The sequence below is a fragment of the Methylobacterium sp. J-070 genome, from assembly GCF_022829385.1.
Taxonomy (GTDB): Bacteria; Pseudomonadota; Alphaproteobacteria; order Rhizobiales; family Beijerinckiaceae; genus Methylobacterium.
On record NZ_JAKSXX010000208.1, the window covers coordinates 79,479 to 102,236 of the forward strand.

Annotated in this window: 25 protein-coding genes and 1 tRNA gene; 10 read left to right on the forward strand and 16 right to left on the reverse strand. The window is 70.2% G+C overall.

The window, feature by feature from the left end; all coding sequences use genetic code 11:
* Window positions 1–360: 360 nt before the first annotated feature.
* Together MKL01_RS22530 and MKL01_RS22535 are read right to left on the reverse strand one after the other, a co-directional pair.
* Entirely contained in the window at window positions 361–1,020 is a 660-nt protein-coding gene (locus tag MKL01_RS22530; RefSeq protein WP_243907414.1) for a carboxymuconolactone decarboxylase family protein, read from the reverse strand.
* Between the two features lie 289 nt (window positions 1,021–1,309).
* Window positions 1,310–1,385, reverse strand: a tRNA-Glu gene (locus MKL01_RS22535).
* A 152-nt stretch (window positions 1,386–1,537) separates the two neighbouring features.
* Here MKL01_RS22535 and MKL01_RS22540 point away from each other — a divergent pair.
* Both MKL01_RS22540 and rpoH read left to right on the forward strand, forming a co-directional pair.
* Entirely contained in the window at window positions 1,538–2,491 is a 954-nt protein-coding gene (locus MKL01_RS22540) for an RluA family pseudouridine synthase (RefSeq protein ID WP_243907447.1), read from the forward strand.
* A 236-nt stretch (window positions 2,492–2,727) separates the two neighbouring features.
* On the forward strand, window positions 2,728–3,621 hold the full coding sequence (gene rpoH, locus MKL01_RS22545; RefSeq protein ID WP_243907415.1) for an RNA polymerase sigma factor RpoH: 894 nt from the start codon (window positions 2,728–2,730) through the stop codon (window positions 3,619–3,621).
* 56 nt (window positions 3,622–3,677) lie between these two features.
* Here rpoH and MKL01_RS22550 read toward each other — a convergent pair whose 3' ends face one another.
* The 9 genes from MKL01_RS22550 to hemB all read right to left on the reverse strand — a co-directional run bounded on the left by MKL01_RS22550 (window position 3,678) and on the right by hemB (window position 12,480).
* Window positions 3,678–5,087 carry a histidine kinase gene (locus tag MKL01_RS22550; protein ID WP_243907416.1) on the reverse strand — a complete coding sequence of 470 codons (1,410 nt, stop codon included), beginning with the start codon at window positions 5,085–5,087 and terminating at the stop codon, window positions 3,678–3,680.
* Window positions 5,088–5,425: 338 nt separating this feature from the next.
* Window positions 5,426–6,718, reverse strand: a complete 1,293-nt coding sequence (locus MKL01_RS22555) for an adenylosuccinate synthase (RefSeq protein ID WP_243907417.1) — start codon at window positions 6,716–6,718, stop codon at window positions 5,426–5,428.
* 143 nt (window positions 6,719–6,861) lie between these two features.
* Window positions 6,862–7,167: a hypothetical protein gene (locus MKL01_RS22560; RefSeq protein WP_243907418.1), complete on the reverse strand. Its 306-nt coding sequence runs from the start codon at window positions 7,165–7,167 to the stop codon at window positions 6,862–6,864.
* A gap of 123 nt (window positions 7,168–7,290) precedes the next feature.
* Window positions 7,291–8,148: a D-amino-acid transaminase gene (locus MKL01_RS22565; RefSeq protein ID WP_243907419.1), complete on the reverse strand. Its 858-nt coding sequence runs from the start codon at window positions 8,146–8,148 to the stop codon at window positions 7,291–7,293.
* A gap of 52 nt (window positions 8,149–8,200) precedes the next feature.
* Window positions 8,201–9,508, reverse strand: coding sequence for an adenylosuccinate lyase (gene purB, locus MKL01_RS22570; protein ID WP_243907420.1), 1,308 nt, complete (start codon window positions 9,506–9,508; stop codon window positions 8,201–8,203).
* A gap of 104 nt (window positions 9,509–9,612) precedes the next feature.
* On the reverse strand, window positions 9,613–10,359 hold the full coding sequence (locus tag MKL01_RS22575; protein ID WP_243907421.1) for an arginyltransferase: 747 nt from the start codon (window positions 10,357–10,359) through the stop codon (window positions 9,613–9,615).
* Between the two features lie 122 nt (window positions 10,360–10,481).
* On the reverse strand, window positions 10,482–10,970 hold the full coding sequence (locus tag MKL01_RS22580) for an RDD family protein (protein ID WP_243907422.1): 489 nt from the start codon (window positions 10,968–10,970) through the stop codon (window positions 10,482–10,484).
* Window positions 10,971–11,056: 86 nt separating this feature from the next.
* A complete protein-coding gene (locus MKL01_RS22585; RefSeq protein WP_243907423.1) occupies window positions 11,057–11,425 on the reverse strand; it encodes a hypothetical protein in 369 nt (122 codons plus the stop codon).
* Complete coding sequence (gene hemB, locus MKL01_RS22590; protein WP_243907424.1) at window positions 11,422–12,480, reverse strand: porphobilinogen synthase; 1,059 nt, start codon at window positions 12,478–12,480, stop codon at window positions 11,422–11,424. The genes MKL01_RS22585 and hemB overlap by 4 nt, the downstream gene beginning before the upstream one ends.
* Before the next feature lie 207 nt (window positions 12,481–12,687).
* Here hemB and MKL01_RS22595 point away from each other — a divergent pair, with 207 nt between their 5' ends.
* A complete protein-coding gene (locus MKL01_RS22595; RefSeq protein ID WP_409566307.1) occupies window positions 12,688–13,146 on the forward strand; it encodes a DUF6163 family protein in 459 nt (152 codons plus the stop codon).
* 161 nt (window positions 13,147–13,307) lie between these two features.
* Window positions 13,308–13,820 (forward strand): transcriptional regulator LdtR, encoded by a 513-nt coding sequence (gene ldtR, locus MKL01_RS22600; RefSeq protein ID WP_243907425.1) that lies wholly within the window; start codon window positions 13,308–13,310, stop codon window positions 13,818–13,820.
* Window positions 13,821–13,889: 69 nt separating this feature from the next.
* Here the strand turns inward: ldtR and MKL01_RS22605 are convergent, their stop codons facing one another.
* Window positions 13,890–14,492 carry an exopolysaccharide biosynthesis protein gene (locus MKL01_RS22605; RefSeq protein ID WP_279604798.1) on the reverse strand — a complete coding sequence of 201 codons (603 nt, stop codon included), beginning with the start codon at window positions 14,490–14,492 and terminating at the stop codon, window positions 13,890–13,892.
* Window positions 14,493–14,787: 295 nt separating this feature from the next.
* On the opposite strand from MKL01_RS22605, the gene bcsS reads away from it, so the two are divergent.
* A complete protein-coding gene (gene bcsS, locus MKL01_RS22610; protein WP_243907427.1) occupies window positions 14,788–15,513 on the forward strand; it encodes a cellulose biosynthesis protein BcsS in 726 nt (241 codons plus the stop codon).
* Here the strand turns inward: bcsS and MKL01_RS22615 are convergent.
* Together MKL01_RS22615 and MKL01_RS22620 are read right to left on the reverse strand one after the other, a co-directional pair.
* On the reverse strand, window positions 15,493–17,082 hold the full coding sequence (locus MKL01_RS22615; RefSeq protein ID WP_243907428.1) for a cryptochrome/photolyase family protein: 1,590 nt from the start codon (window positions 17,080–17,082) through the stop codon (window positions 15,493–15,495). The two genes, bcsS and MKL01_RS22615, sit on opposite strands and share 21 nt — an antisense overlap.
* A 4-nt stretch (window positions 17,083–17,086) precedes the next feature.
* The gene (locus tag MKL01_RS22620) at window positions 17,087–17,821 is read right to left on the reverse strand and encodes an SDR family NAD(P)-dependent oxidoreductase (protein ID WP_243907429.1); all 735 of its coding nucleotides are present in this window, start codon (window positions 17,819–17,821) and stop codon (window positions 17,087–17,089) included.
* A gap of 112 nt (window positions 17,822–17,933) precedes the next feature.
* On the opposite strand from MKL01_RS22620, the gene MKL01_RS22625 reads away from it, so the two are divergent.
* Both MKL01_RS22625 and MKL01_RS22630 read left to right on the forward strand, forming a co-directional pair.
* Window positions 17,934–18,797, forward strand: coding sequence for a formyltransferase family protein (locus MKL01_RS22625; RefSeq protein WP_243907430.1), 864 nt, complete (start codon window positions 17,934–17,936; stop codon window positions 18,795–18,797).
* A 69-nt stretch (window positions 18,798–18,866) separates the two neighbouring features.
* On the forward strand, window positions 18,867–19,208 hold the full coding sequence (locus MKL01_RS22630) for a hypothetical protein (RefSeq protein WP_243907431.1): 342 nt from the start codon (window positions 18,867–18,869) through the stop codon (window positions 19,206–19,208).
* Window positions 19,209–19,288: 80 nt separating this feature from the next.
* Here the strand turns inward: MKL01_RS22630 and MKL01_RS22635 are convergent, their stop codons facing one another.
* Window positions 19,289–20,335 carry a hypothetical protein gene (locus tag MKL01_RS22635; protein ID WP_243907432.1) on the reverse strand — a complete coding sequence of 349 codons (1,047 nt, stop codon included), beginning with the start codon at window positions 20,333–20,335 and terminating at the stop codon, window positions 19,289–19,291.
* A 391-nt stretch (window positions 20,336–20,726) separates the two neighbouring features.
* Here MKL01_RS22635 and MKL01_RS22640 point away from each other — a divergent pair, with 391 nt between their 5' ends.
* Window positions 20,727–21,017, forward strand: coding sequence for a PilZ domain-containing protein (locus MKL01_RS22640; protein WP_243907433.1), 291 nt, complete (start codon window positions 20,727–20,729; stop codon window positions 21,015–21,017).
* Between the two features lie 18 nt (window positions 21,018–21,035).
* Here MKL01_RS22640 and MKL01_RS22645 read toward each other — a convergent pair whose 3' ends face one another.
* Complete coding sequence (locus tag MKL01_RS22645; protein ID WP_243907434.1) at window positions 21,036–21,215, reverse strand: hypothetical protein; 180 nt, start codon at window positions 21,213–21,215, stop codon at window positions 21,036–21,038.
* 231 nt (window positions 21,216–21,446) lie between these two features.
* Between MKL01_RS22645 and MKL01_RS22650 the strand changes: the two genes are divergently transcribed.
* Together MKL01_RS22650 and MKL01_RS22655 are read left to right on the forward strand one after the other, a co-directional pair.
* Window positions 21,447–22,403 carry an alginate O-acetyltransferase AlgX-related protein gene (locus MKL01_RS22650; RefSeq protein ID WP_243907435.1) on the forward strand — a complete coding sequence of 319 codons (957 nt, stop codon included), beginning with the start codon at window positions 21,447–21,449 and terminating at the stop codon, window positions 22,401–22,403.
* A gap of 95 nt (window positions 22,404–22,498) precedes the next feature.
* Window positions 22,499–22,750, forward strand: coding sequence for a hypothetical protein (locus MKL01_RS22655; RefSeq protein WP_243907436.1), 252 nt, complete (start codon window positions 22,499–22,501; stop codon window positions 22,748–22,750).
* Window positions 22,751–22,758: the final 8 nt, after the last annotated feature.

Consider the following 22,758-nt stretch of genomic DNA (forward strand, 5'->3'; position numbering starts at 1 on the left):
CCCGTCACCGCCTGATCGACGGGCCGCCGTACAAGGTGCTGAAACGGCCTGTCACCGGCGGCGGCATGACTGATCTCCCGCAAAGAACTCAGCGCGTCAGAAAGTCATTCGACGCGCAATAGCCGCATAATCTTCCTCGACAAACGTCATTCGACGGCGCGCGTCTGTCGATCGTCGGCTGCATTGCGCTGCCGAGTCCCGTGGATCGCCTTTTGTGTCAGGCCGAGGTCGGAGACGGCGAGCATCCCCGTCCGGAACGCTCGCCCCCCCTCCTGCGCAGCGGCGTACGCATCCGTAAGGCGACGGCTTCGACGGAGCGACGAGGCGCGGGGCGATCACACGACTCCTTCCCGGCGTCGCTCAGCGCTCTCCAGCCTTGAACGGCGGCTCCTTTCCGGGTGGCACGCCCTCCTGCGCCACGCTCAGCAGCATCGCGACCGTCACGTAGGTGCCGGTGAGGGTGGTCAGGTCGACGACGCCCTGCTCCCCCAGCACCGCCTTGGCGCGCGCGAAGGTGTCGTCCGAGACCGCCTGCTGCGTGGAGAGTTCCATGCAGAAATCGTACACGGCCGCCTCGTCGGGCTTCATGCCCTCCGGCCGCTTGTTCGCCTTGAGGTCGGCCGCGACCTGCTCGGAGAGCCCGGCTTTGAGCGCCAGCGGGTAGTGGGCATACCACTCGACCTGTGACCGCCAGAGCCGACCCTGGATCAGGATGGCGAACTCGTTCAGCCGGGTTGGGACCGAGGTGTGCCAGCGCAGGTAGTCGAGGAGATCGTACATCCGCTGCGCCATCTCGGGGCTGCGGATCATAGGATTGTACGGGCCGCCGATCCCGACGCTCGAAACCTTCATGATCTTCTCGCCGACCGGACGCTGGGCTGGCGTGAGTTGATCCATCGTCAGCTGCGGGAAGCGCGGTTCGTGTCCGGCCGCGCCCCAGGACGTCTGTGCTGCGAACCATCCTCCGGAGGCCGCCGCGACAGCGACGGCGGCGACAGTCGTGGCTCTGAAAAAGCCCATGGATTCCTCCCTGGCACGGGCGCTCTCGGCTGCGCCTCTGTGTGGAGAGGATAGTCGGCCATGCTTCCGCGAAGATCCAGAGGGCGGGGCCGGCTCGTACAGCCCGACCGGATCGCCTCGGCCCTCGCGTTGTCCGGCTACGTCACGCTGTTCGGACGGCTACGCAGGCACCGCGGCTGGTGCAGCCTCGAGCCACCCACTGGCGACCTATGCCGCAACGCTTATCAGGCTAGTGTTCGGCTTCCGAAGCGTCCGGCCCAGTAAAGGAGGGCCGGACGGCTGATGCGGCTGGCGCTCCCAAGGGGAATCGAACCCCTGTTTTCGCCGTGAGAGGGCGACGTCCTAGACCGCTAGACGATGGGAGCTTTCCGGCGGCGCGGGGGTGCTATAGCCACGACCCGCCGGAGGAGCAAGGGCCTTCGTGGCGAAATCCGCCGCGGGTGAGCCGGAAGCGTGTGCAGGGATCGTCGTGGACAGAAACGTGGAGGAACGGGTCGGGGTCGTCGCGGACGGCGGCATGCGCCTGGACCGGGCATTGGTCGCGCTGTTTCCCGACCTGTCCCGCGCCCGGCTGCAGGATCTCGTCCGGGCCGGTCAGGTCCAGCGGGACGGTGCGCCGGTGCGCGACCCCGCGCTGAAGGTCGGTGCCGGCGCCCGGATCGTGCTGAGCGTGCCCGCGCCCGTCCCGGCGGAGCCGGCGGCCGAGGCCTTGGATCTGCCGATCGTGTACGAGGACGAGGATCTGATCGTCGTCGACAAGCCGGCGGGGCTCGTGGTCCATCCGGCGCCCGGCCACGATAGCGGCACCCTGGTCAACGCGCTGATCGCCCATTGCGGCGCCAGCCTGTCGGGCATCGGCGGCGTGCGCCGCCCCGGCATCGTCCACCGCCTGGACAAGGATACGAGCGGCCTCATCGTCGTGGCGAAGAACGACGCCGCCCACCACGGTCTCACGGCCCAGTTCGCCGACCACGGCCGCACCGGGCCGCTGGAGCGGGCCTACGCGGCCCTCGTCTGGGGCCTGCCCCACCCGCGCACGGGGACCATCCGGGCGAGCCTCGCGCGGTCCCGCCACAACCGTGAGAAGATCGCGGTCGTTTCCGACGAGGCGGGGCGCCACGCCGTCACGCACTACGCCGTCAGCGAGGTGTACCCGCACACCGCCCTCGTCCGGTGCCGGCTGGAGACCGGACGGACGCATCAGATCCGCGTCCACCTCGCCCATGTCGGACATCCGCTCCTCGGTGACCCGGTCTACGGCGGCGGCTACCGCACGAAGGCCGTGCGCCTCACGCCGGAGGCGCAGGCCCGCCTGCGGGCGCTCGGGCGGCAGGCGCTCCACGCGGAGCTGCTCGGCTTCAGCCACCCGCGCACGGGCGAGACCCTCCGGTTCGAGAGTCCGATACCCGCCGATATGGCAGCCCTGGTGGAGGCGCTCCGCGCGGAGGCGACAAATCCAGCGCCCGCGTAACCGGGCGCACGCGGCGTGCGAAAGCTCACCCCGTACCGCGTCACATCGTGACATGGTACGACCAAATCGGCCGGTGGTGCGTTGTTGACGACGTGAGTGTCCTCAACCGCGACCGGCTTTCCCGGCGGCCCCTGACAGATGGGCAGCCGGCAGGGTCGGCTCAAGAGCGGCCCGAGTGGACGGCACTTTTGTCCGTCGCGTCCGCCCGACAGGGGGACTAGGTCCAGGAGATTGCCATGGCCGGTACGCTGCCCGTGCTCGCCAACGAAGGTGGCCTGTCGCGCTACCTCGACGAGATTCGCAAGTTCCCGATGCTCGAGCCGTCGGAGGAGTTCACGCTGGCCAAGTCCTGGCGTGATGCCGGCGACCGCGAGGCGGCGCATCGGCTTGTCACGTCGCACCTGCGCCTCGTGGCCAAGATCGCCATGGGCTACCGCGGCTACGGGCTTCCGATCGGCGAGGTCGTGTCGGAGGGCAATGTCGGCCTGATGCAGGCGGTCAAGCGCTTCGACCCCGACAAGGGCTTCCGGCTGGCCACCTACGCCATGTGGTGGATCAAGGCCGCGATCCAAGAATACATCCTGCGCTCCTGGTCGCTCGTAAAGATGGGCACCACGGCCAACCAGAAGAAGCTGTTCTTCAACCTGCGCAAGGCCAAGGGCCGGATCTCGGCCCTGGACGAGGGCGACCTCAAGCCCGATCAGGTGACGCACATCGCCACCCGCCTCGGCGTGCCCGAGCAGGACGTGATCGACATGAACCGGCGCCTGTCCGGCGACACGTCGCTCAACGCGCCCCTGCGCGAGGAGGGCGAGGGCGAGTGGCAGGACTGGCTCGTGGACAACGCCCCGAGTCAGGAGACCGTCCTGGCCCGGGAGCAGGAGGGGCAGAACCGCCTGTCGGCGCTCCGCGACGCCCTCGGCGTGCTGAACCCCCGCGAGCGCCGGATCTTCGAGGCCCGGCGCCTGGCCGAGGATCCGATCACGCTGGAGGATCTCTCGGGCGAGTTCGGCGTGTCCCGCGAGCGCGTGCGCCAGATCGAGGTGCGCGCCTTCGAGAAGGTGCAGGAAGCGGTCAAGCGCAACATCGCCAGCCGCGAGTTGCCCCGGGCTGGCATCGAGGCGCGCTGACCGACGCGCGAACCGGCGGGCGCCCGCCGGTTCCTACCGCCGGGCGCGGTCCGGCGTCATTGCCATGCGTCGAAGGCGCTCTGCATCACCTGCGTGCCCGCAGCGCCCTTCTCGAAGGTGAGCACCGCGCGGCGGCCGGACGTGTAGCGCAGGGCCAGGTCGAACCACGTCTTGTGGAGCAGCAGGTCGGTGTTGCGCTCCACGTCGTTCTGGAGCGACGACAACCCGATCAGGAAGAGGTTGTCGCGGACGCGGACGGGCAGCCCCGAGACCGGTGATCCGCGGGCGCTCTGCTCGTCCTTGGCCTGCAGCAGCCCGACATCCTGCACCGTCCGGACCGGGTCCGTGTTGGCGCCGCTCTGGCTGAAGGCCAGGCTCACCGTATGCGAGGCCGGCAGCGTCGCATCGAGGTTGCGCTGGATCGTCATCACCAGCGTCAGTCCCGCGTTCGGCACGGTCACGGTGGCCACCACGGCGTTCTGGAGCGGCTGGCCCTGCTCGCCGTTGACCGTATCGAGCCGCCACGTCACGCGTCCCGCGCTGGCCACCGGCTGGCCGTTGTCAGCCCCGGATGCCTCCTCGATCAGCTCGGCGCGCTGGGCCACCGCGATGGCCGGATCGGCCGGCGACCCGGCGGCGCGCGGCGGCGCGCCACCCTCCGGCCGGGGTGCCGCCTTCGGAGCCGCCCCGGCGTCGCCGCCGATGCGGTCACTGAACTTGGTCTCGCCGTCGGCCTGCTGCGGATCCGCTGCCTCGGTTCCGTTCGCCGGCAGGATCTGCGGCCGGTCGCGGAGCATGAAGGCCGCCACCGCAATCAGCCCGATCACCACGGCGAGCACGCCGCCGACGAAGACGTTGCGCAGCATCCGCGACCGGCCGGTCCGCGGCGGCACGACCTCGATGCGCGGGCGCTGGCGCCCGTTGCCAAGCTCCGTCGATGCGGGCGCAAGCTCGGCCGCGTCCGGGACTGGGCCGAGGCCGGGGGCCTCCGGTTCCTCGGGCACGATCGTTTGAGCCGGCCCCGGGCGCGGCGAGGTAATGGCGATGGCGGCTTCGCGCGGCTCGGCCTGCGCCTCCGGTTTGGGTTCCGGCGGCCGCACGGGTGCGACGAAGGGCGGGTCGGCGACCGGCAGGACCGGCTCGGGCGGCGGCGCAGGCCGCGCTTCGGGGGGCGACGGCTCCGGGATCTTCGGGTCCGACAGAACCGGCGCGATCGGCTCGGCCGTGCCCGCGGCGTCGTTGGCCGGCGCCGGCAGGCCGCCGTGATCCACCTCCAGGCGCTCGATCGCCGCGTCGAGGGCACGGCGCTCGAGGTCGATATCGGCTTCCGACAGCGGCGGGTCCAGCGAGCGGAGCTGGCTGATCAGGGCGTTGCGCGCGCGATCGTACACCGCCTTGCGCAGGGCGGGGGTCCGGTCGGGCAGCGCCTGGAGCGCGCGTGCCAGCAGCGGGTAGTAATCGGCCATAATGCCCTGGTCCGCCCCTTCGGCCGCCGTCCGGCAGCGCCGGTCGACGGCCGGGGACCGAAGGCCGGTCCCGCCCGTCCGGGTCGGTCGCAGCCCTCGGCCGGTGATGTCGTGACCTCACCGCGCGAAGCCGCATCCGCACGGTGATGGTCCTGACGGCTGCGCGCAGTCGGATCCCATCGCCCCGCTACACGCTCTTTCTAGATGATGCCGGCGCGGGCTGGATACGGGCCGACCGGTCGAAAAGCTGCATCGTCAACGGGAGACAGCGTCGTCCCGAAGGGCGGCTGCAGGCGCCCCGACCGGGGCGCCGCCCTCCGGCAATCGGGCGCGGATGGTCAGTCCTCGAACGGGTTGTGCATGAGGATCGTGTCGTCGCGCTCGGGCGAGGTCGACAGCAGCGCCACCGGCGCCCCGATCAGCTCCTCGATCCGGCGGACATACTTGATCGCCTGCGCCGGCAGATCGGCCCAGGAGCGGGCGCCCGCGGTGGTCTCGGACCAGCCGGGGATCACCTCGTAGATGGGCTCCACCCGGGCCTGGGCGGCCTGGCTCGCCGGCAGATGGTCGATGATCTGCCCGCCCAGCCTGTAGCCGGTGCAGACGTGGATCTCCTTGAAGCCGTCGAGGATGTCGAGCTTGGTCAGGGCGATGCCGTGGATGCCGGACGTCCGAACCGTCTGGCGCACCAGGACGGCGTCGAACCAGCCGCAGCGGCGCTTGCGGCCGGTATTGACGCCGAACTCGCGCCCGCGGCTGCCGATGGTCTCGCCGATCTCGTCGTGGAGTTCGGTGGGGAACGGGCCCTCGCCCACGCGGGTCGTGTAGGCCTTGGCGATGCCCAGCACGTAGCCGATCGCCCCCGGACCGAGCCCCGAGCCCGTCGCGGCCTGCGCCGCCACGATGTTGGAGGAGGTCACGAAGGGATAGGTGCCGTGGTCGACATCCAGAAGAGCGCCCTGGGCGCCCTCGAACAGGATGCGCTTGCCGGCCCGCCGCTCCTCGTCGAGCAGCGCCCAGACGGTGTCGGCGAAGGGCAGGATCTTCGGGGCGATCGCCGTCAGTTCGGCCAGGAGCGCCTCGGCGTTCACCTCGGCGATCCCGAGACCGCGACGGAGGGCGTTGTGATGGGTGAGCACCCGCTCGATCTTGGCCGGCAGCGCGCCGGGGTCGGCGAGGTCGACCACCCGGATGGCGCGACGCCCGACCTTGTCCTCGTAGGCCGGCCCGATCCCGCGCTTGGTGGTGCCGATCTTCAGGCCGGCATTGGCGGTCTCGCGGAAATGGTCCAGCTCGCGATGGAGCGGCAGGATCAGCGTGGCGTTGTCGGCGATCCGCAGGGAGGCGGGCGAGACCTCGACGCCCTGCGCCTTGATCCGCTCGATCTCGTCCACGAGGTGCCAGGGATCGACCACGACCCCGTTGCCGATGACCGAGAGCTTGCCGCCGCGCACCACGCCCGAAGGCAGCAGCGCCAGCTTGTAGGTCACGCCATCGATGACCAGCGTATGGCCGGCATTGTGCCCGCCCTGGAAGCGGACGACGATGTCGGCCTGCTCGGAGAGCCAGTCGACGATCTTGCCCTTGCCTTCGTCGCCCCACTGGGCGCCCACAACGACGACGTTGGCCATGCCTGCCTGCTTACCCGCGACGGAAACCGGGACGTCGCCGCCCACGGGTGCGAGCGGCTCACGTCGTGAGCCGTTTCCGCGATCCGGACAGCGAAATCAAGCAATCCCGCCTGGACTGCCGCCGTCGTGCATCCGCGAAGCGGCTATTTCGCCTCGGTGCCGGGGGCGCGACCCGGTAATTCCTGAGGCTTGATCACCGGCATGGAGCCGCTGTCGTTCGGCTTCACCACGGTGCCGGTCGTCCCAGTCTCGGGCGGCTTGATGACCCCGTCGTTCTGCTGAAGCTTATCGCTCAGCGACTGATCCTTCGGCGGCGCGTCGGCATTCGGCCTCACCCGGTCGGGCGGCGTCTGGCTCGCCGGCGGCAGCGTCGGATCGGACGTCTGCGCGCAGGCGGGCGCCGCCGTCAGCGATGCCGCGAGCGCGGCGAGCAGAAGGGTCTTCGGCACGTCGGGCCTCCCCGTTTCCGGTTACGCGTTCGGGGAGGAACAGCCGGATGCGGAATCCGTTCCTGCCGCACGCGCAGGCCATCACGGGCGCCGGCCGGCCGGATCCGGCGGGCGACGCCCCCCTCACCGGCCGCGCGCGGCCTCGATGTACAGCTCGCGCAGGCGTCGGGTCAGCGGGCCGGGGCGTCCGTCTCCGATGCGCCGGCCGTCGAGCTCCACCACCGGCATCACGAAGGCGGAGGCGCTGGTGTAGAAGGCCTCCTGGGCCTCGTAGGCCTCGGCCACGGGGATCAGGCGCTCCTCGATCCGCAGGTCGGCTTCCCGGGCGAGGTGCAGCACCGAGGCGCGGGTGATGCCGGGCAGGAGGGCCGTCGACAGCGGCCGGGTGACCAGCACCCGGTCGCGACTCACGATGAAGGCCGTGGAGGACGAGCCTTCCGTCACGGCCCCGTCCTCGACCATCCAGGCCTCGGCGACGCCGGCCTCCGCCGCCTGCTGCTTGGCGAGCACCTGCGCCAACAGGGCCACCGACTTGATGTCCCGCCGCTTCCAGCGCAGATCCTCGACGGTGATCACCCGGGCGCCGGTCTCGACGAGCGGGTTGGCCAGGACGGTCTTGGCCTGGGTGAACATCATCACGGTCGGTGCCGTGTCGACCTTCGGGAAGGCGAAATCGCGCTCGGCCACGCCGCGGGTGACCTGCATGTAGACGAGCCCCTCGGTGACGCCGTTCCGGGCGACGAGCTCGGTCTGAAGGCGCTCCCAGCCCGCCGCGTCATGCGGGTTCCGGATCCCGATCTCGCCGAGCGACCGGTCGAGGCGCGCGAGGTGGGCGGCGTTGTCGACGAGCCTGCCGTCGATGATCGCCGAGACCTCGTAGATGCCGTCGGCGAACAGGAAGCCGCGGTCCATGATCGGGACGCGCGCCTCCTCGAAGGGAAGGAACGCGCCATTGAGGTAGACGATGCGGGAAGCGGTCACGGGTTGCCTTCCTGTGTTCGTCGCGAGCTCAAGCAGGAATCGTGCGGCGCGTTCAAGCCGCTCCGAACACCCGCGCGAAGATCGTGTCCACGTGCTTGAAATGGTAGCCGAGGTCGAAGCACTCCTCGATCTGCGCGGGCTTGAGCGCGGCGGCGACCTCGGGGTCGGCCTTCAGGAGCGCCAGGAAGTCGCCCTCCCCGCGCCAGACCGGCATGGCGTTGCGCTGGACCAGGCGGTAGGCATCCTCGCGCGAGACGCCCGCCTGGGTGAGCGCCAGCAGCACCCGCTGCGAATGGACGAGGCCGCCGAGCCGGTCGAGGTTCTTCTGCATGGTGGCCGGGTAGATCAGCAGCTTCTCGACCACCCCGGTCATGCGCGCCAGCGCGAAATCCAGGGTCACGGTGGCGTCCGGGCCGATCATCCGCTCCACGGAGGAATGCGAGATGTCGCGCTCATGCCAGAGCGCCACGTTCTCCAGGGCGGGCGTGACGTAGCCGCGGACCATCCGGGCGAGCCCGGTGATGTTCTCGGTGAGCACCGGGTTGCGCTTGTGCGGCATCGCCGAGGAGCCCTTCTGGCCCTCCGAGAAGAACTCCTCCGCCTCCAGCACCTCGGTGCGCTGGAGGTGGCGGATCTCGATCGCCAGGCGCTCCAGCGACGACGCGACGACGCCGAGGGTGGCGAAGAACTGGGCGTGCCGGTCGCGCGGGATCACCTGGGTGGAGACCGGCTCGACGGTGAGGCCCATCTTCTCGGCGACGTACTGCTCCACCCGCGGATCGATGTTGGCGAAGGTGCCGACCGCCCCCGAGATCGCGCAGGTGGCGACCTCCTCGCGGGCCGCCACCAGCCTGCGGCGGTTGCGCTCGAACTCCGCGTAGGCCTGGGCCAGTTTCAGTCCGAAGGTCACGGGCTCGGCGTGGATGCCGTGCGAGCGGCCGATGGTCGGGGTGAGCTTGTGCTCGAAGGCCCGCGCCTTCAGGGCGCCCAGCAGCGCGTCCACATCCGCGATCAGGATGTCGGCGGCCCGCACGAGCTGCACGTTGAGGCAGGTGTCGAGCACGTCCGAGGACGTCATGCCCTGGTGGACGAACCGCGCCTCGGGCCCGACGATCTCGGCCAGATGCGTGAGGAAGGCGATGACGTCGTGCTTGGTCACGGCCTCGATCGCGTCGATCCGGGCGACGTCGAAGACGGCGTCGCGACCCTTGGCCCAGACGGCCTCGGCCGCCGCCTTCGGCACGATCCCGATCTCCGCCAGGGCGGTGGTGGCGTGCGCCTCGATCTCGAACCAGATCCGGAAGCGCGTCTCGGGCGACCAGATCGCCGTCATCGCGGGACGGCTGTAGCGGGGGATCATGGGGGCCTCGGCACCGGCGGGACTGCGTGCGGGCCCGGTAGCACGCGGCGCACCGGGGGCTCAATGCGGATCGGGCATGCCCCGGCGGCAGAGGACGCGGAGCGTCAGTCCGCCCGCACCCAGCCCTGCCCCAGGAGCCGTTCCTGCGGCCGGAAGCGGGACTTGTAGTCCATCTTGCGCGAGCCCTCGACCCAGTAGCCGAGGTAGAGGTACGGCAGACCGAGCCGACGGGCCCGGTGGATATGGTCGAGGATCATGAAGGTGCCCGGCGATCCGCCCGCCTCCTCGGGATCGTAGAACGAGTAGACCATCGACAGCCCGTCGGCGAGAACATCGGTCAGGCAGAAGGCCAGCGGCGCACCAGCCCCGCGCCCGGTGATCGCCGAATCCGGACCGCGCCGCCGATAGGACACGAGGTGCGTATCGACGTGGCTGTCCTCGATCATCATGGCGTAGTCCAGCACGGTCATGTCGACCATGCCGCCATCGCCGTGGCGCGCGTCCAGGTAGCGGCGGAACAGCGCGTATTGCTCCGAGGCGGGCCGGTTGGGCTCCGGCGTGCCGATCCAATCCCCGTTGCGGGAAAGGATGCGCCGCTGACTCGCGCTCGGCATGAACTCGTCCACGACGACCCGCACCGATACACAGGCCCGGCAGATCTCGCAGGCGGGACGGTAGGCGATCGTCTGCGAGCGGCGGAACCCGCCCTGCGTCAGGATCTCGTTCAGGTCCCGGGCGCGTCGCCCCACGAGGTGTGTGAAGACCTTTCGCTCCTCCTGACCCGGAAGGTAGGGGCAGGGCGAGGGAGCGGTGAGGTAGAATTGCGGCGTATCGCGGGGATGGCTCGTCACGCGTCTGTTCGACCCTGGGCCGGGACATTCCACCGGCGCCGGCAAGCCAGTGTACAGGCGCCGCGCCCGGGCTCAATGCCCCAGCCCGGCGCCGCGCGAGATTTTACCGCGCGCCCGATCGGTCAGCGCGCGTGGACGACCGCAACGCCGAGCAGCAGATCATGCCCGAGGCGGCGGTCGGTTCGGGCAAGCCCGAAGACGATGTCGACGCACCAGAGCAGGAAGGTCGAGATCGCCACGTAGAACAGCAGCGCGTGGACGGCCGCCGTGATCATGTCGACCCGCGCACCGCTCTCGGGCGCGATCACCCGCAGGCCCATCAGCCGCTGGCCGATCGTGCTCTGCTTGGGGCCGCCCACGGTCAACGCGCTGTAGATGATGCCGCTGGCCGGAAGGATCGCGAACAGCGTCCAGCCCAGCCCGAACGTCACCACGCCCACCACCGTGATCAGCAGGGTCAGAAGCACGGTGAAGCCGAAGATGAACACGATGTCGAGCAGATAGGCCAGGGCGCGTCCGCCGAGGCTCGCGCGCACGAAGGGCACCGGCAGCGAGGCTGTGAAGCCGGCCGTGTCGAAGCGCTGCGCGTAACCGGGTTGAGGATTCTGCATGGTGTCGCGTCCTGCAAGCGAGGCTGCGAGCGGAGAAGTGGGTGCATGCCGCGGCGGCCGCAAGGGGATCCCGGGATCGGGCTCCGTCAGCGATGGGCGGGATCGTCGGCCGCGGCGTCGGGTGTATCGAGATAGAAGCGCCTCAGCATGTACAGGGACGGCCCGGACAGGCTGGCGCCTTCGCTGACGAGGGCGACCAGCGTCGCCCCCGCGTCGAAGCGGCAGGTCAGCCAGTGCTGGCGATCCCCCTCGGCGTAATCGACCCGCACCGTGTCGGCGGCCGGCCCCGGGGCGGCGCGCAGGAGCCGGATCTCCGCCCGCGGCGCGATGGCCGGCAGGGCCCGTCGGCAGGTGGCGACGCGCTCCTGTCGCAGCGTGTCCTGGCAGGCGGCCAGCCCTCCGAGGAACCCCGCCGTCACCGCCGCCGCGAGGAGCCAGCGGTGCGCCGACTTCACGGCTGTCTGCGCAGGCGCTCGGCGACCCGGGGGGCGTGGTAGGTCAGGACACCGTCGGCGCCGGCCCGCTTGAAGGCCAGCAGCGCCTCGACCATGGCACGGTCGCCGTCGAGCCAGCCGTTGCGGGCTGCGGCCTCGATCATCGCGTACTCGCCGGAGACCTGGTAGGCGAAGGTCGGCACCTGGAACGTGTCGCGCACCCGGCGGATGATGTCGAGGTAGGGCAAGCCCGGCTTCACCATCACCGAGTCGGCGCCCTCGTCCAGGTCGAGGCGCACCTCGCGAAGGGCCTCGGCCGAATTGCCCGGATCCATCTGGTAGGTGCGCTTGTCGCCCACCAGCGCCGCCTTCGTGCCGATCGCGTCGCGGAAGGGCCCGTAGAAGGCGCTCGCGTATTTCGCCGCGTACGCCATGATCTGCACGTCCAGGAAGCCGGCCTTGTCGAGGCCGGCGCGGATCGCGCCGACGCGGCCGTCCATCATGTCGGACGGCGCGATGATGTCGGTCCCGGCCTCGGCCTGGATCAGGCTCTGCTCCACAAGGACCGCCACGGTCTCGTCGTTGAGGATCGCGCCGTCCCGCATCAGGCCGTCATGGCCATGGCTGGTGTAGGGATCCAGCGCCACGTCGGTCATGATCCCGACATGGGGCACCGCCCGTTTCACGGCGCGGACCGCCTGGCAGACGAGGTTGTTGGCGTTGAGCGCCTCCGAGCCCGTCGGGTCGCGCAGCGCGACCTCGGTGAACGGGAAGAACGCCACGGCCGGGATGCCCAGTTCCGCCGCGCGCTCGGCGTCGCGCACGATCTCGTCCACCGAGAGGCGCTCGACGCCGGGCATGGAGGCGATCCGCTCCCGGCGCCCCGCGCCGTCGATCACGAACATCGGCCAGATCAGGTCGTCCACCGTGAGCGTGTGCTCGCGGACGAGCCGGCGCGACCACTCCGCCTTGCGGTTGCGCCGCGGCCGCTGGGTGATCTTCAAACCCTCGACGCGGCCGCCCTCGCGGGCGGCCTCCCGGGCGATGGGGCGCGGCTCTGGCAAGGTGTCTGACATGCGGCTTCGCTACCGTGTGCGGCCGGGGCCGCGGTTCGCGCGGCGCACGGGCGCCGGGGGCGCCGGATTAGCACACCGGGAGGGTGCGGCGAAACCCGACCGTTGACGCAGAGCGGCGGAACCGCTTCAACCCGGCCCGTCCCCCGTTCCACTAGGATCCCGGCCGCCGATCATGAACCGGACCCCCTCATCGACGAGCGCGCCTTAGTGGCCGGCTACCTGCCGACCCGGCGCAAGACGCCCCGGCCGGGCGAGATCCCCACAGACCGGATCGAGCGCAGCCAGGGCCCGGCGCCCGGAACTTGGGATACCGTGCTGATCTGGTTCATGCGGCTCACGGCCCTCGTGTGGCTGGTCAAGAGCGTCCTGGCCTGGGCGACCATCCTCGACGTGCTTCCGGGCTCCCGGCCGTTCGAGGCGGAACCCTTCGGCCGGCAGGCGGCGATCGTGTACTTCGCGGTGATCGACGCGGCGGCGGCCATCGGCCTGTGGCTGACCAGCGCCTGGGGCGGCGTGATCTGGCTGCTCGCCGTGACCTCCGCCATGACGCTCGCGGTTCTCACGCCGCAACTCCTGCCGATGCCCATCCCGCTGTTCGTATTCGGCATCTGCGTCGTGGCACTGTACTTCCTGCTCTCTTGGATGGCGGCCCAGGAAGCACGGTGAACGAACTGTTCTCATCTTCGCTTCAGTTTGTCATTACCGCGAAGAGTAAATCGCGAATTCATCCTGTCGCTTAAATCGCCTTTCATTCCCGAGCCGTAGCTTAGCCATCATCAGCGGCACCGCATTGACGGGATGCCGCAACATCGGATGGCGAGGCAGAGATGAAGACCCAGAGCGCACGCGTCACGACGATCGAGGCCCCCGCGGAGGCGTCCGCCTCGAAGGGCTCCTATCTGGAGGCCCTGCACCTGGTCGAGCGGCTGCATCGCCGGCTTCTCGACGTGATCAAGGACGAGTTCGAGCGCCGCGGCCGCGAAGACGTCAACAGCGTCCAGGCCCTGCTCCTCTACAACATCGGCGACAAGGAGCTGACCGCGAGCGAGCTGCGGACCAAGGGGTATTATCTCGGCTCCAACGTCTCCTACAACGTGAAGAAGCTCGTCGAGGCCGGCTACCTGCACCATGCCCGCTCGAAGACTGACCGCCGCTCCGTCCGGATCAGCCTGACCGACAAGGGTCGGCAGGTGCACGAGATCATCCAGGGCCTGTACGACAAGCACGCCCGCACGATCGCGCCGATCGGCGGCATCTCGGAGGACGATTTCAGCCGGCTCAACCAGGCCCTGGGCCGCCTGGAGCGCTTCTGGACCGACCAGATCCGCTACCGGCTGTGAGGAGAGACCGCGCCGCCGTCGCTCGTCCCGAACAACGACCCGATGCGCCGCCGCCCGTGATCGCGCCGCTCAGAGGTTGAGAAGTCCGACGATCCCCGCGACGACCGCGTAGGCGAAACCGGCGTTGATGGCGACGCCGAACAGCCCGATGACGAGGCCGCCGATCACCACGAGGCCGTCCCGTTCGACGAGGCCCAGTCCGACGAGACAGACCGCCAGTCCCAGCGGGATCTGGCCGACGATGGGCGCGGCCACGATCAGCGCCAGGGCCAGCGCCAGAAGTGCGATCCCCATGCCGCGCATGCCCAGCGCGGTCTCGAACACGCTGACCCGGGGACGCGACCAGCGCTCCAGGCGCTGCAGCACCGGCACCGCGCGCGTCACGGCCCGCCGCACGTCCGTCAGGGCGATGGAGCGGCCGAGCAGGATCCGCGGCAGCCAGGGTGCCGACATCCCGGCCGCGATCTGAATGGCGACGAGCAGCAGCAGCAGGCCGCAGATCAGCGGGATCGGCGGCGGCATGGGCAGGCAGTTCGGCAAGCCGAGCAGGACGACGAGCAGCGCGAAGGCGCGATCCCGCAGAACCGATACGATGTCTCCCACCGTCAGGCGATCGCCCTCTTGGCTCGCCAACACCGTGAGGACGTCCGACGTTCGTGCACCGGAGGTCAAGGATCCGCCAACCTTCGCTGTCCCGCGGGGGGCTCTATCCGAGAACGTCTGGCACGCCAAGCACGGCAGATTCGCGACAGGTCGTTTGGGAAGGGCTGCGCGCTCGAGGGCACCTGAGGTTGGCCGAAGCGATGTAAGCAAAGCTCAAGTCATCCTCGCGACAGATCGAGGATAAAATCGCTGGCCGGTCGCTCATTCGCAGTCTTTAATCGGTGCACATCCGTTCTGCGCACGGATTTTTCTTGGGCGCTGCTGCACGAATTCGGCATGATGTCGTCGATTCGAAGGCGTCGACGTGCGTGATTCACTCATCCGTCTCCGGAGCGGCAAGACCGCGGTGGCTCTGGCCGTTGGGATGCTCGCCCACACCTGTACCGCCGCGGCGGTCCGGGCCGGGGAGATCGACGCGCTCCTGTTCGGCAGCCTGGATGCGGGCGCCGCACAATTCCTCACCGTCGGCGCAAAGCTCGGCCTCGACGCCCTGGAGCGTGAAGGCTTCGTCGCGCTGGCGAGCCTCGGCGGCGGACGGCGCGACGAGCGCGCCGGCGCCGGCCCCCGCCAGCGCTACACGGTCGGCGGCGCCGCTGTCGTCGGGTACCAGTGGTTCTTCGATTGGGGCGTCGCCGCCGCCTATGCGGGTCCCGAGATCGCGATGGAAATGCTGGCGGACGGGCGCAGCTTGACGCCCCTCCCCGCGCGATATGGCCTCCGCCTGCACGGTGAGATCTGGGCGCGCCCGAGCGAGACGACGCTGTTGCAGGCGGCCCTGGTCGCCGGCTCAGCCCGGGAGAGCCTGTGGATCCGCGTCGCCGGGGGCTACAGGCTCTGGGGCGCTTATCTCGGCCCGGAGGTGAGCGCCTATGTGGATGCCACCGGCTACGCGAAGTGGAACTTCGGTCTTCACGGGACCGACTTCGACCTGGGCCGGTTCAGCGCCCGCGTCTCCGCGGGACTCCAGACGGAGAGCAGGCGGCGTACCGCCTGTCCCTACATGACGCTCTCAGTCTGGACCCCCTTGTGAAACGGGAGCGGGCCGGCCGCCGAGGGAGGCCAGAAAGGTCGCGGCGTCGTGGCGGATCTCCCCGCGACGCCGATCCGTCATGCCGCGCAACGTCCGGTATGGCATCGACATCCGCTGGTTGCCCGCGAGGCGATCCTCGTTCTCGATCAGGAAATTCCAGTACAGGTAATTGAACGGACACGCCCGAGGTCCGGACTTGACCTTCACGTCATAGTTGCAGGATCCGCAGTAGTCCGACATCCGATCGATGTAGGCACCCGATGCGGCGTAGGGCTTCGATCCCATCACGCCCCCGTCGGCCCAGAGCACCATGCCGTGCACGTTGGGCAGCTCGACCCACTCGTAGGCGTCGGCAAAGACGATCAGGTACCATTCCTCGACCTGCGCCGGATCCAGGCCGGCGATCAGCGCGAAGTTGCCGGTGACCATCAGGCGCTGGATGTGATGGGCGTAGGCATGGGCACGGGTGTCCGTCACCACCTGCGCGATGCAGTTGAGCCCGGTCTCACCCGACCAGTAGAACCAGGGCAGGTCCCGGCCGGCCTTGAGAGCGTTGGTGTCGCGATACTCGGGCATCCGCGCCCAGTAGACGCCGCGCACGTATTCCCGCCAGCCGAGGATCTGCCGGATGAACCCCTCGACGGCGTTGAGCGGTGCCGCGCCCTCCCGATAGGCCCGTTCGGCGGCCCAGCAGGTCTCCTCGGCGGTGAGGAGGCCGGCATTGAGGGCCGGCGACAGCAGCGCGTGGTACAGGAACGGTGCGCCGATCTTCATGGCATCCTGGAAGTCGCCGAAGGTCGGAAGGCACTGCGCGATGAAGTGGCGGAGGGCGGCCAGCGCGTCGGACCGAGTGACCGGCCAGGAGAATTGGGCGAGGTCGCCGAAATGCCCGGCGAATTCCTGCTCGACCAGGGCGATGACCTCTCGGGTCATCGGGTCCGGCTGGAAGCCGATCCTGTCGGGCGGGCGCTGCCCCTTCGGCAGGCGCTTGCGGTTCTCGGCGTCGAAATTCCAGCGCCCCCCGGCGGGCTCGCCCGCGTCCATGAGAAGGCCGGTGCGGCGGCGCATGCCGCGATAGAAGGTTTCCATCCGGAGGTGATGGCGGCCCTCCGCCCATCGCGCGAAATCCTCACGCGGACACAGGAAGCGGTTGTCGCCGCGGATCTCCACGGGCACCGGCAGCGTCTCGCGCCAATCCTGCATCATCTGCAGGACCCGCCACTCGCCGGGCTCGGTGACGACAACCCGGTCGGGCCGGTGCCGCGCGACCGCCCGCTCCAGTTCGCCGGTGAAACTGCCGGCGTTGTCCGGATCGGTCAGCCGGACATAGTCGACGGCGATCCCCTCCGCCTCCAGCTCGGCCGCGAAATGGCGCATGGCGGCGAACAGGAAGGCGATCTTCTGCTTGTGATGGCGGACATAGGTCGCCTCGTCCCGCACCTCGACCATCAGCACGACGTCGTGCTCCGGATCGAGGTCGATCAAGCTGGACACCGGGCGCGTGAGCTGGTCGCCGAGGACGAAGCGGAGCGTCCGCCGAGCCCCTCCGGTGCGCCGTCGCGCGGCCATCGCGTCAGCCCTTCGTCCGCAGGGCGGACCGCCCGCCGTCGACGCCGATCACCTGACCGGTGATCCAGGCCGCCTCGTCCGAGATCAGGAACGCCGCGAGGGCGCCGACATCCTCGGGCCGGCCGAGCCGCTGGAGCGCGTGCATGGCGGCGATGCCCTGGACCAGGGTCTCGTTGCCCGTGATCGCGGCGGCGAGCGGCGTTCGGGTCAGCGAGGGCGCCACGACGTTGACGCGGATCTGGGGGGCGAGTTCGGCGGCCAGCGACAGCGCGAGGCCTTCGACGGCGCCCTTGGCCATCGCCACCGAGGCGTGGGCGGCGAAGCCCTGCGCAACCGCGACGGTGGAGAACAGCACGATCCCGGCACCGGCCTCGCCGGCCCCGGACTTGAGCGCGCCCGCGGCGGCCTGCACGGCCGAGAACGCGCCCAGCGCGTTGATCCGGAAGTCGCTCTCGACATCCGCCCGCGTGAGGCGGCTCAGCGGCCGCAGGTTGATGGTGCCGACCGCGTAGACGAGACCCGCGACGCCGGGCCCCGCCGCTTCCGTCGCTGCGGCGAACAGGTCCGGATCGGCGATATCGCCGGCGCTGAACGTGGTCTCGCCGAGGTCCTCGGCGGCGCGGGACAGGCGGTCGCCCCCTCGGGCAACGAGATGCAGGGCATAGTTCCGGTCGCGCAGGGCCCGGGCGGTCGCGAGGCCGATGCCGCCGGTCCCGCCGTAGATGATGACCCGTCGCACGTGGAATCCCCCTTGCTACCCATCCCGACGTGAACAAGGTAAGGCCGGTGGCTCCGCCGGGCAGGCGGCAGGCCCGCGCGCTCCACGTCCACAAGGTCGCAGGCTCGCAAGCATGAAGTTCGCGTTCGCCGGCATCGACTTCCTGGGCGGCGTCTTCGAGGGGCTGCTGGAGGCCGGCTGGACGCCGGTGAAGCTGTTCACCCGGCCCTGCGACGGGATCTACGACCACAACGAGGTGATCGTCACGCGTGCCCGTTCGTTGCGCGTGCCGATCCAGCTGTCGCGGATCCGCGAGCGCGACATCGAGGCCCTGCAGGCGGAGCACGGCAAGGACTGGGCCCTCGTCGTGGCGGGCTACCCCTGGCTGGTCCGGGGCTGGCGCGGCCGGGCCGCCTACGGCCTCAACATCCACCCCTCCCCGCTTCCGACCGGGCGCGGCCCATACCCGCTGTTCCGTGCCGTGCTCGACCGCTACGAGACCTGGGGCGTCACGGCCCATGTCCTCGCCGACGGCTTCGACACCGGCCACATCCTCGCCCAGGACATCTTCGAGCTCAGTCCGCTGGAGAGCCACGAGACGCTGCTGGCGAAGTGCCAGATGGCGTCCCGCCGCATCGCCGTCGGGCCACTCGGCCGCGATCTCCCGAGCCGCTGGCGTCGCGCCGAGCCGCAGGGCGACGGATCCTACTGGGCCCGCGCCACCGACGCCGACCGGACCCTCGACTTCCGGCAGGACGTCGAGTCGATCCTGCGGCGGGTCCGCGCCTTCGGCACCGTCGAGACCATCGCGCGCCTGGGCGAGGCCCGCGTCTTCGTGGCGGAGGCCCATGGGTGGAAGGAGGCCCACCAGCACAGTCTTGGCGCCATCGTGCATCGGCATCGCCGGCACGTCGTGATCGCTGCACTGGACGGGTACGTGCAGATCACCCGCTGGTCGCCGGTGGCCCAGACCGAGGCCGCCCAGGTCGGGCGCTGAGCGGGGGGCCCGGGAACCGATCCGGCAGCGGCCGTGTTTCCGGCAGCCCCTGACGCCACGGAACCCGACATGTCAACACGCGCAAGCCTCGCCGCAGCCCTCGGGTTCGCCGCGCTGTTCTCCGGCTCCGCCCTGGCACAGGCCGTCATCGTCGGGCCCGACGATTTCGGCCCCGACGATGACGTGGTCGTGCGCGACTTCATCGTGCGCCGGCCGGTCGGCCCTGGGCCGATTGTCGGGTCGATCCCGCTGCGGCCCGGCAGCATCGTCCCGGCCGACGTGGAGCTGGCGCCGTTCACGGATGCGCCCAATCCCCGGCTGCGCCGGTTCGGCTATTTCGTGGCGCCCGGCGACAAAGTCGTGGTGGTCGATCCCGCCACCCGGGTGGTCGTACGCATCCTCGACCGTTAGCGGTCTCGGAGCGCACGCCCGGGTCCGATCACTCCGCAGACGCCGCCGATTGCCGCCGCCCGCTGCGCGAGGGGTTGCGCCTACCAGTCGCTTAGGGCCGCCCGTTTCCACTGGTCCGGTGCGACGCAGCGGTACTCGAAGGCCGCGTCCCAGGCGTGATCGCCGGGAACGCACGGCTCCCGGCTGCTCAGCGGCGGCCGCGGACGAGTCTCGCGCACCGACGCGGCCTCGACATGGCCGCCATCACTCACCCGGAAGACCGAGCCGCTCCCGGTCCCGTAGACCAGCTCGTGCCCGTCGAAGCCGAGGCTTCGGGAGAAGTCGCCCTGTCGGGTGCCGTCGAGGCCGATCGCTTGTCCGGCCGCCAGCAGCAGCGGCACGCCGGTAAAGCGCGCCGCCGCGGCATCGATCCCGATGCCGTAGACGCCCTCGCCCTGGAACGAAAAGCCCCGGTCCGTGACCGAGCCGGTGAGGTTGCCCATCAGGATGCCGTAGCCGGTATGGGCACCCGGAACGCCGCCCGTGGAGATCTGCAGCCCGACCCGCTGGCGGTTGCCGTCCGTGGTCGGCGATTGCGCCGAGACGTCGACCTCGGCGCCGATACAGGATGCGACCGGATCGGCTTCGTCGGTCGTGTCCACGCAGTTGAAGTTGCCCGCCCAGGACGGTCCGACCGGACCGAGCCCGTTAGCCTCCTTGAAGACCGTGCCGTTCACGGCGACGTTCTGCGCTCCGGTGGTGGCGAGGGCTCGGTTGTGCAGCTCGCCGGTGATCGTCCATTCGTAGCCGGCATTGTGCGGCCCGCTCGACCCCAGCGCCCAGAGCGCCTTGTAGGTGTGGGTCGCCGTGCCCGAACCCTCCGGCACGTGCCGGTCGACCCGCAGGGTAGAGGCGGGATCGAAGCCCTGCGGCCGGTTCCACAGGAAGACGTGGCCGCCGTCGACGCCCGGCAGGCCGCTGCCCTGGACGCTGCGGGAGAAGTTCGGTGGCCAAGCCGGGGCCGGCGCCTCGACCTGCGGCTGCGCGGCACTCTCCGCGACTGCGGCGTGCGGCAGGGCAGACAGGAAGCCCGGTGCGAGCGCCAGCAGCAGGACGGGCGGACGCGTCAGATTCGGGCCGGTGCGCATGGTCGTCTCCAATCATCCGAGCGACCAGATAGGTCCGGCCCCGGCGCCGGCGACTGCAGGATCCGACGCTGGAGACACCGCCGATCCCGGCGCCGATCGCGAGCCGAGAGGGTCGTCCTCGGTCGCTTCCGGCGTCTAACAGGCGCAGCTGCTGGACGGCCCCGTGCTCAGCGCAGCTTGGGGCGACCGCGCCAAGATCAGCCGAAGACGATGGCCGCCGAAACTCCCGGGCCTTCGGCAAGACGCGCATCGGGTGCACCTGGAGGCGCCGATGTGATCGCGCCAACAGAATATTGGGGCGGATGTTCAATTCTAAAATAAGTATTAGCAATTTCGGCGCATTTTGATCGACATCGCGCCAGGTCGGCCGACTGGGTCAGGAACTTCGGCCATGTCCCATAGCGGCAGGCATAGCGGCGCAATCGTGGAGCGACGCGCGGCCGAGCGGAAGCCGACGGCCTTGCTGGCCTTCGCGCAGCACCCGAACGGGACGCGATTCCCCTGTCAGGTCAAGAACATCTCCGACCGGGGCGCGATGCTGGAATTCCTCGGCTCGCACGCACTGATGCTGGAGACCGTCTTCGATCTCGTGCTGGCCAACCCGGAGATGCGCTACGCCGTTAAGCTCGTCTGGCTCAAGGACCGGACGGCCGGCGTGGTGTTCTGTTCGCAGGCGGAGTGAGGGGCTGCGGCCCCGGGCTCACGTCGCCAGCGCCGCCATCAGCGTGAGGCCGGCGGCGGGAAGCGCCAGTGCCAGGACTGCCAGGGCGTCGAGGGGCGCGGGCCGACCGGCGGCAAGCCAGCGGCGCTCGGCACATTTCTCGGCTGCGAATCCTCCGAGCACGAGGAGACAGCCGATGAAGGTCATGAGCGGAGACATCGACCGCCGCCTCTCCGAACGTCGCGCGGGATCATGCGCCCAGGCGGAGTACCCGCCGAACACCGGTAAGGTTTCACCGCTGGCGGCGGCGCGGGCGAAAAAATGGCGCCGGCGCCCGCGTCGGCAGGGCCGATGGGCGCGCGGCCTTGCAATCCCGCCCGGATCCGGCGAGGCCCATGACCGGCCCCGCGCGCGGAACGTCGCGGAGCCGACGGGAGATGCGGACGCGACATGAAGAGCGGGAACGGCGTGGCCGTCGGGCGCGAGGGCTGGCTGTACTGGATCGGACGGGCCCGGGAGGTGGAGACTTTCTACGGCGACACCGCGCTGTCGCGCCGCGTGCTGGAGCGCTGGGCGGCGCGGATCGACCGGCGGGCGCGTCGCCTGGACCAGCTCGGGATCACCCACGTGCACACGGTGGTGCCCGACAAGCTTGCGGTCTACCCGGACCTGCTCGGCCGTCCGTTTCCCGGGCTCGACGATCCGCCCGGTGTCCGGCTCGCCCGCCTCCTGGCCGGACGCAGCGCGGCCCCGATGGTCGACCTGCTGACCCCGCTCCTGGCCGCCCGCGCCGACGAGCCGGTCTATCTGCGGACGGACACCCACTGGACGTATCGCGGCTACCTCACCGCCTACCGCGCCCTCTGCGAGGCCCTGGCCGCCCCGGTGGCCGAGCACGTCTTCGCGGGCACGCGAGCCCAGGAGCGCTTCACCTTCGACCTCGGCGAGAAGCTCGACCCTGCGGTGGACGAAACGTATGTCGCCTACGATTTCCCGCGCAACGCGGAGCGGGTCGATGCGAATGCGCTGGTGCACGTCCGCGAGGCCGGGCGGGCCGTCAGGCCGCGGGGGCTGTTCGTCGGGTCGCGCGTGGTGCTCAGGAACCACCGCGCCCCCGACCCGCGCCGGCTCGTCCTCTTCGGGGATTCCTACATCTACAGCCCTGGCGCGCGCCTCACGGCCATGCTCGCGGAGACGTTCAGCGAGGTGCACGCGATCTGGTCGGCCAATATCGACTGGGCCTACGTCGAGGCGGTACGTCCGGACGTGTTGATCTTCGAGATCGCCGAGCGCTTCCTGCGCCAGGTCCCCACGGACCGGATCCGCATCGACGCCTTCGCGGAGGCGCGGGCGCGGCGGGCCGTCCGGCTGCCCCTGCGGGAACGCCTCGGACGCTGGCTCCGGTAGGCCCCGCCCGGACCGGGCTCGAGCCACGCCCGGCCTTAACCTTTTGTTAACGAGGGCGCGCTCCCCTGGGCTCCGAACCGTCTCAGGGTAAGCCCATGCCCAACGTCGATCTTCGCACCGAATTCGCCAGACTGTGCGCCGCGGAACCCTCGGGCGAGGCGGACGGGACCACCTACGAGGAGGTGCTCGGCCTGGCGGTCCAGCGCCTGGTGCTCCGAACCCGCGACACACGGTGCGGTCGCGCGCCACGCCCGCGCTACGAGCACGGATCGCCCGCGAACGACTGCCCGTTCATGGTGTCGGTCATGACCCTCCCGTTCGAGCGCGTGCCGCAGGGTCTTCGCTAGGGCCGCAT

Coding starts and splice junctions, on each gene's coding strand:
- MKL01_RS22615 (WP_243907428.1), bottom strand. CDS start 17,082: ATGGCCGCGCGACGGCGCACCGGAGGGGCTCGGCGGACGCTCCGCTTC.
- MKL01_RS22650 (WP_243907435.1), top strand. CDS start 21,447: ATGAAGAGCGGGAACGGCGTGGCCGTCGGGCGCGAGGGCTGGCTGTAC.
- MKL01_RS22655 (WP_243907436.1), top strand. CDS start 22,499: ATGCCCAACGTCGATCTTCGCACCGAATTCGCCAGACTGTGCGCCGCG.
- MKL01_RS22630 (WP_243907431.1), top strand. CDS start 18,867: ATGTCAACACGCGCAAGCCTCGCCGCAGCCCTCGGGTTCGCCGCGCTG.
- ldtR (WP_243907425.1), top strand. CDS start 13,308: ATGAAGACCCAGAGCGCACGCGTCACGACGATCGAGGCCCCCGCGGAG.
- hemB (WP_243907424.1), bottom strand. CDS start 12,480: ATGTCAGACACCTTGCCAGAGCCGCGCCCCATCGCCCGGGAGGCCGCC.
- MKL01_RS22645 (WP_243907434.1), bottom strand. CDS start 21,215: ATGTCTCCGCTCATGACCTTCATCGGCTGTCTCCTCGTGCTCGGAGGA.
- MKL01_RS22635 (WP_243907432.1), bottom strand. CDS start 20,335: ATGCGCACCGGCCCGAATCTGACGCGTCCGCCCGTCCTGCTGCTGGCG.
- MKL01_RS22640 (WP_243907433.1), top strand. CDS start 20,727: ATGTCCCATAGCGGCAGGCATAGCGGCGCAATCGTGGAGCGACGCGCG.
- MKL01_RS22580 (WP_243907422.1), bottom strand. CDS start 10,970: ATGCAGAATCCTCAACCCGGTTACGCGCAGCGCTTCGACACGGCCGGC.
- MKL01_RS22625 (WP_243907430.1), top strand. CDS start 17,934: ATGAAGTTCGCGTTCGCCGGCATCGACTTCCTGGGCGGCGTCTTCGAG.
- MKL01_RS22530 (WP_243907414.1), bottom strand. CDS start 1,020: ATGGGCTTTTTCAGAGCCACGACTGTCGCCGCCGTCGCTGTCGCGGCG.
- rpoH (WP_243907415.1), top strand. CDS start 2,728: ATGGCCGGTACGCTGCCCGTGCTCGCCAACGAAGGTGGCCTGTCGCGC.
- MKL01_RS22540 (WP_243907447.1), top strand. CDS start 1,538: ATGCGCCTGGACCGGGCATTGGTCGCGCTGTTTCCCGACCTGTCCCGC.
- purB (WP_243907420.1), bottom strand. CDS start 9,508: ATGATCCCCCGCTACAGCCGTCCCGCGATGACGGCGATCTGGTCGCCC.
- MKL01_RS22555 (WP_243907417.1), bottom strand. CDS start 6,718: ATGGCCAACGTCGTCGTTGTGGGCGCCCAGTGGGGCGACGAAGGCAAG.
- MKL01_RS22550 (WP_243907416.1), bottom strand. CDS start 5,087: ATGGCCGATTACTACCCGCTGCTGGCACGCGCGCTCCAGGCGCTGCCC.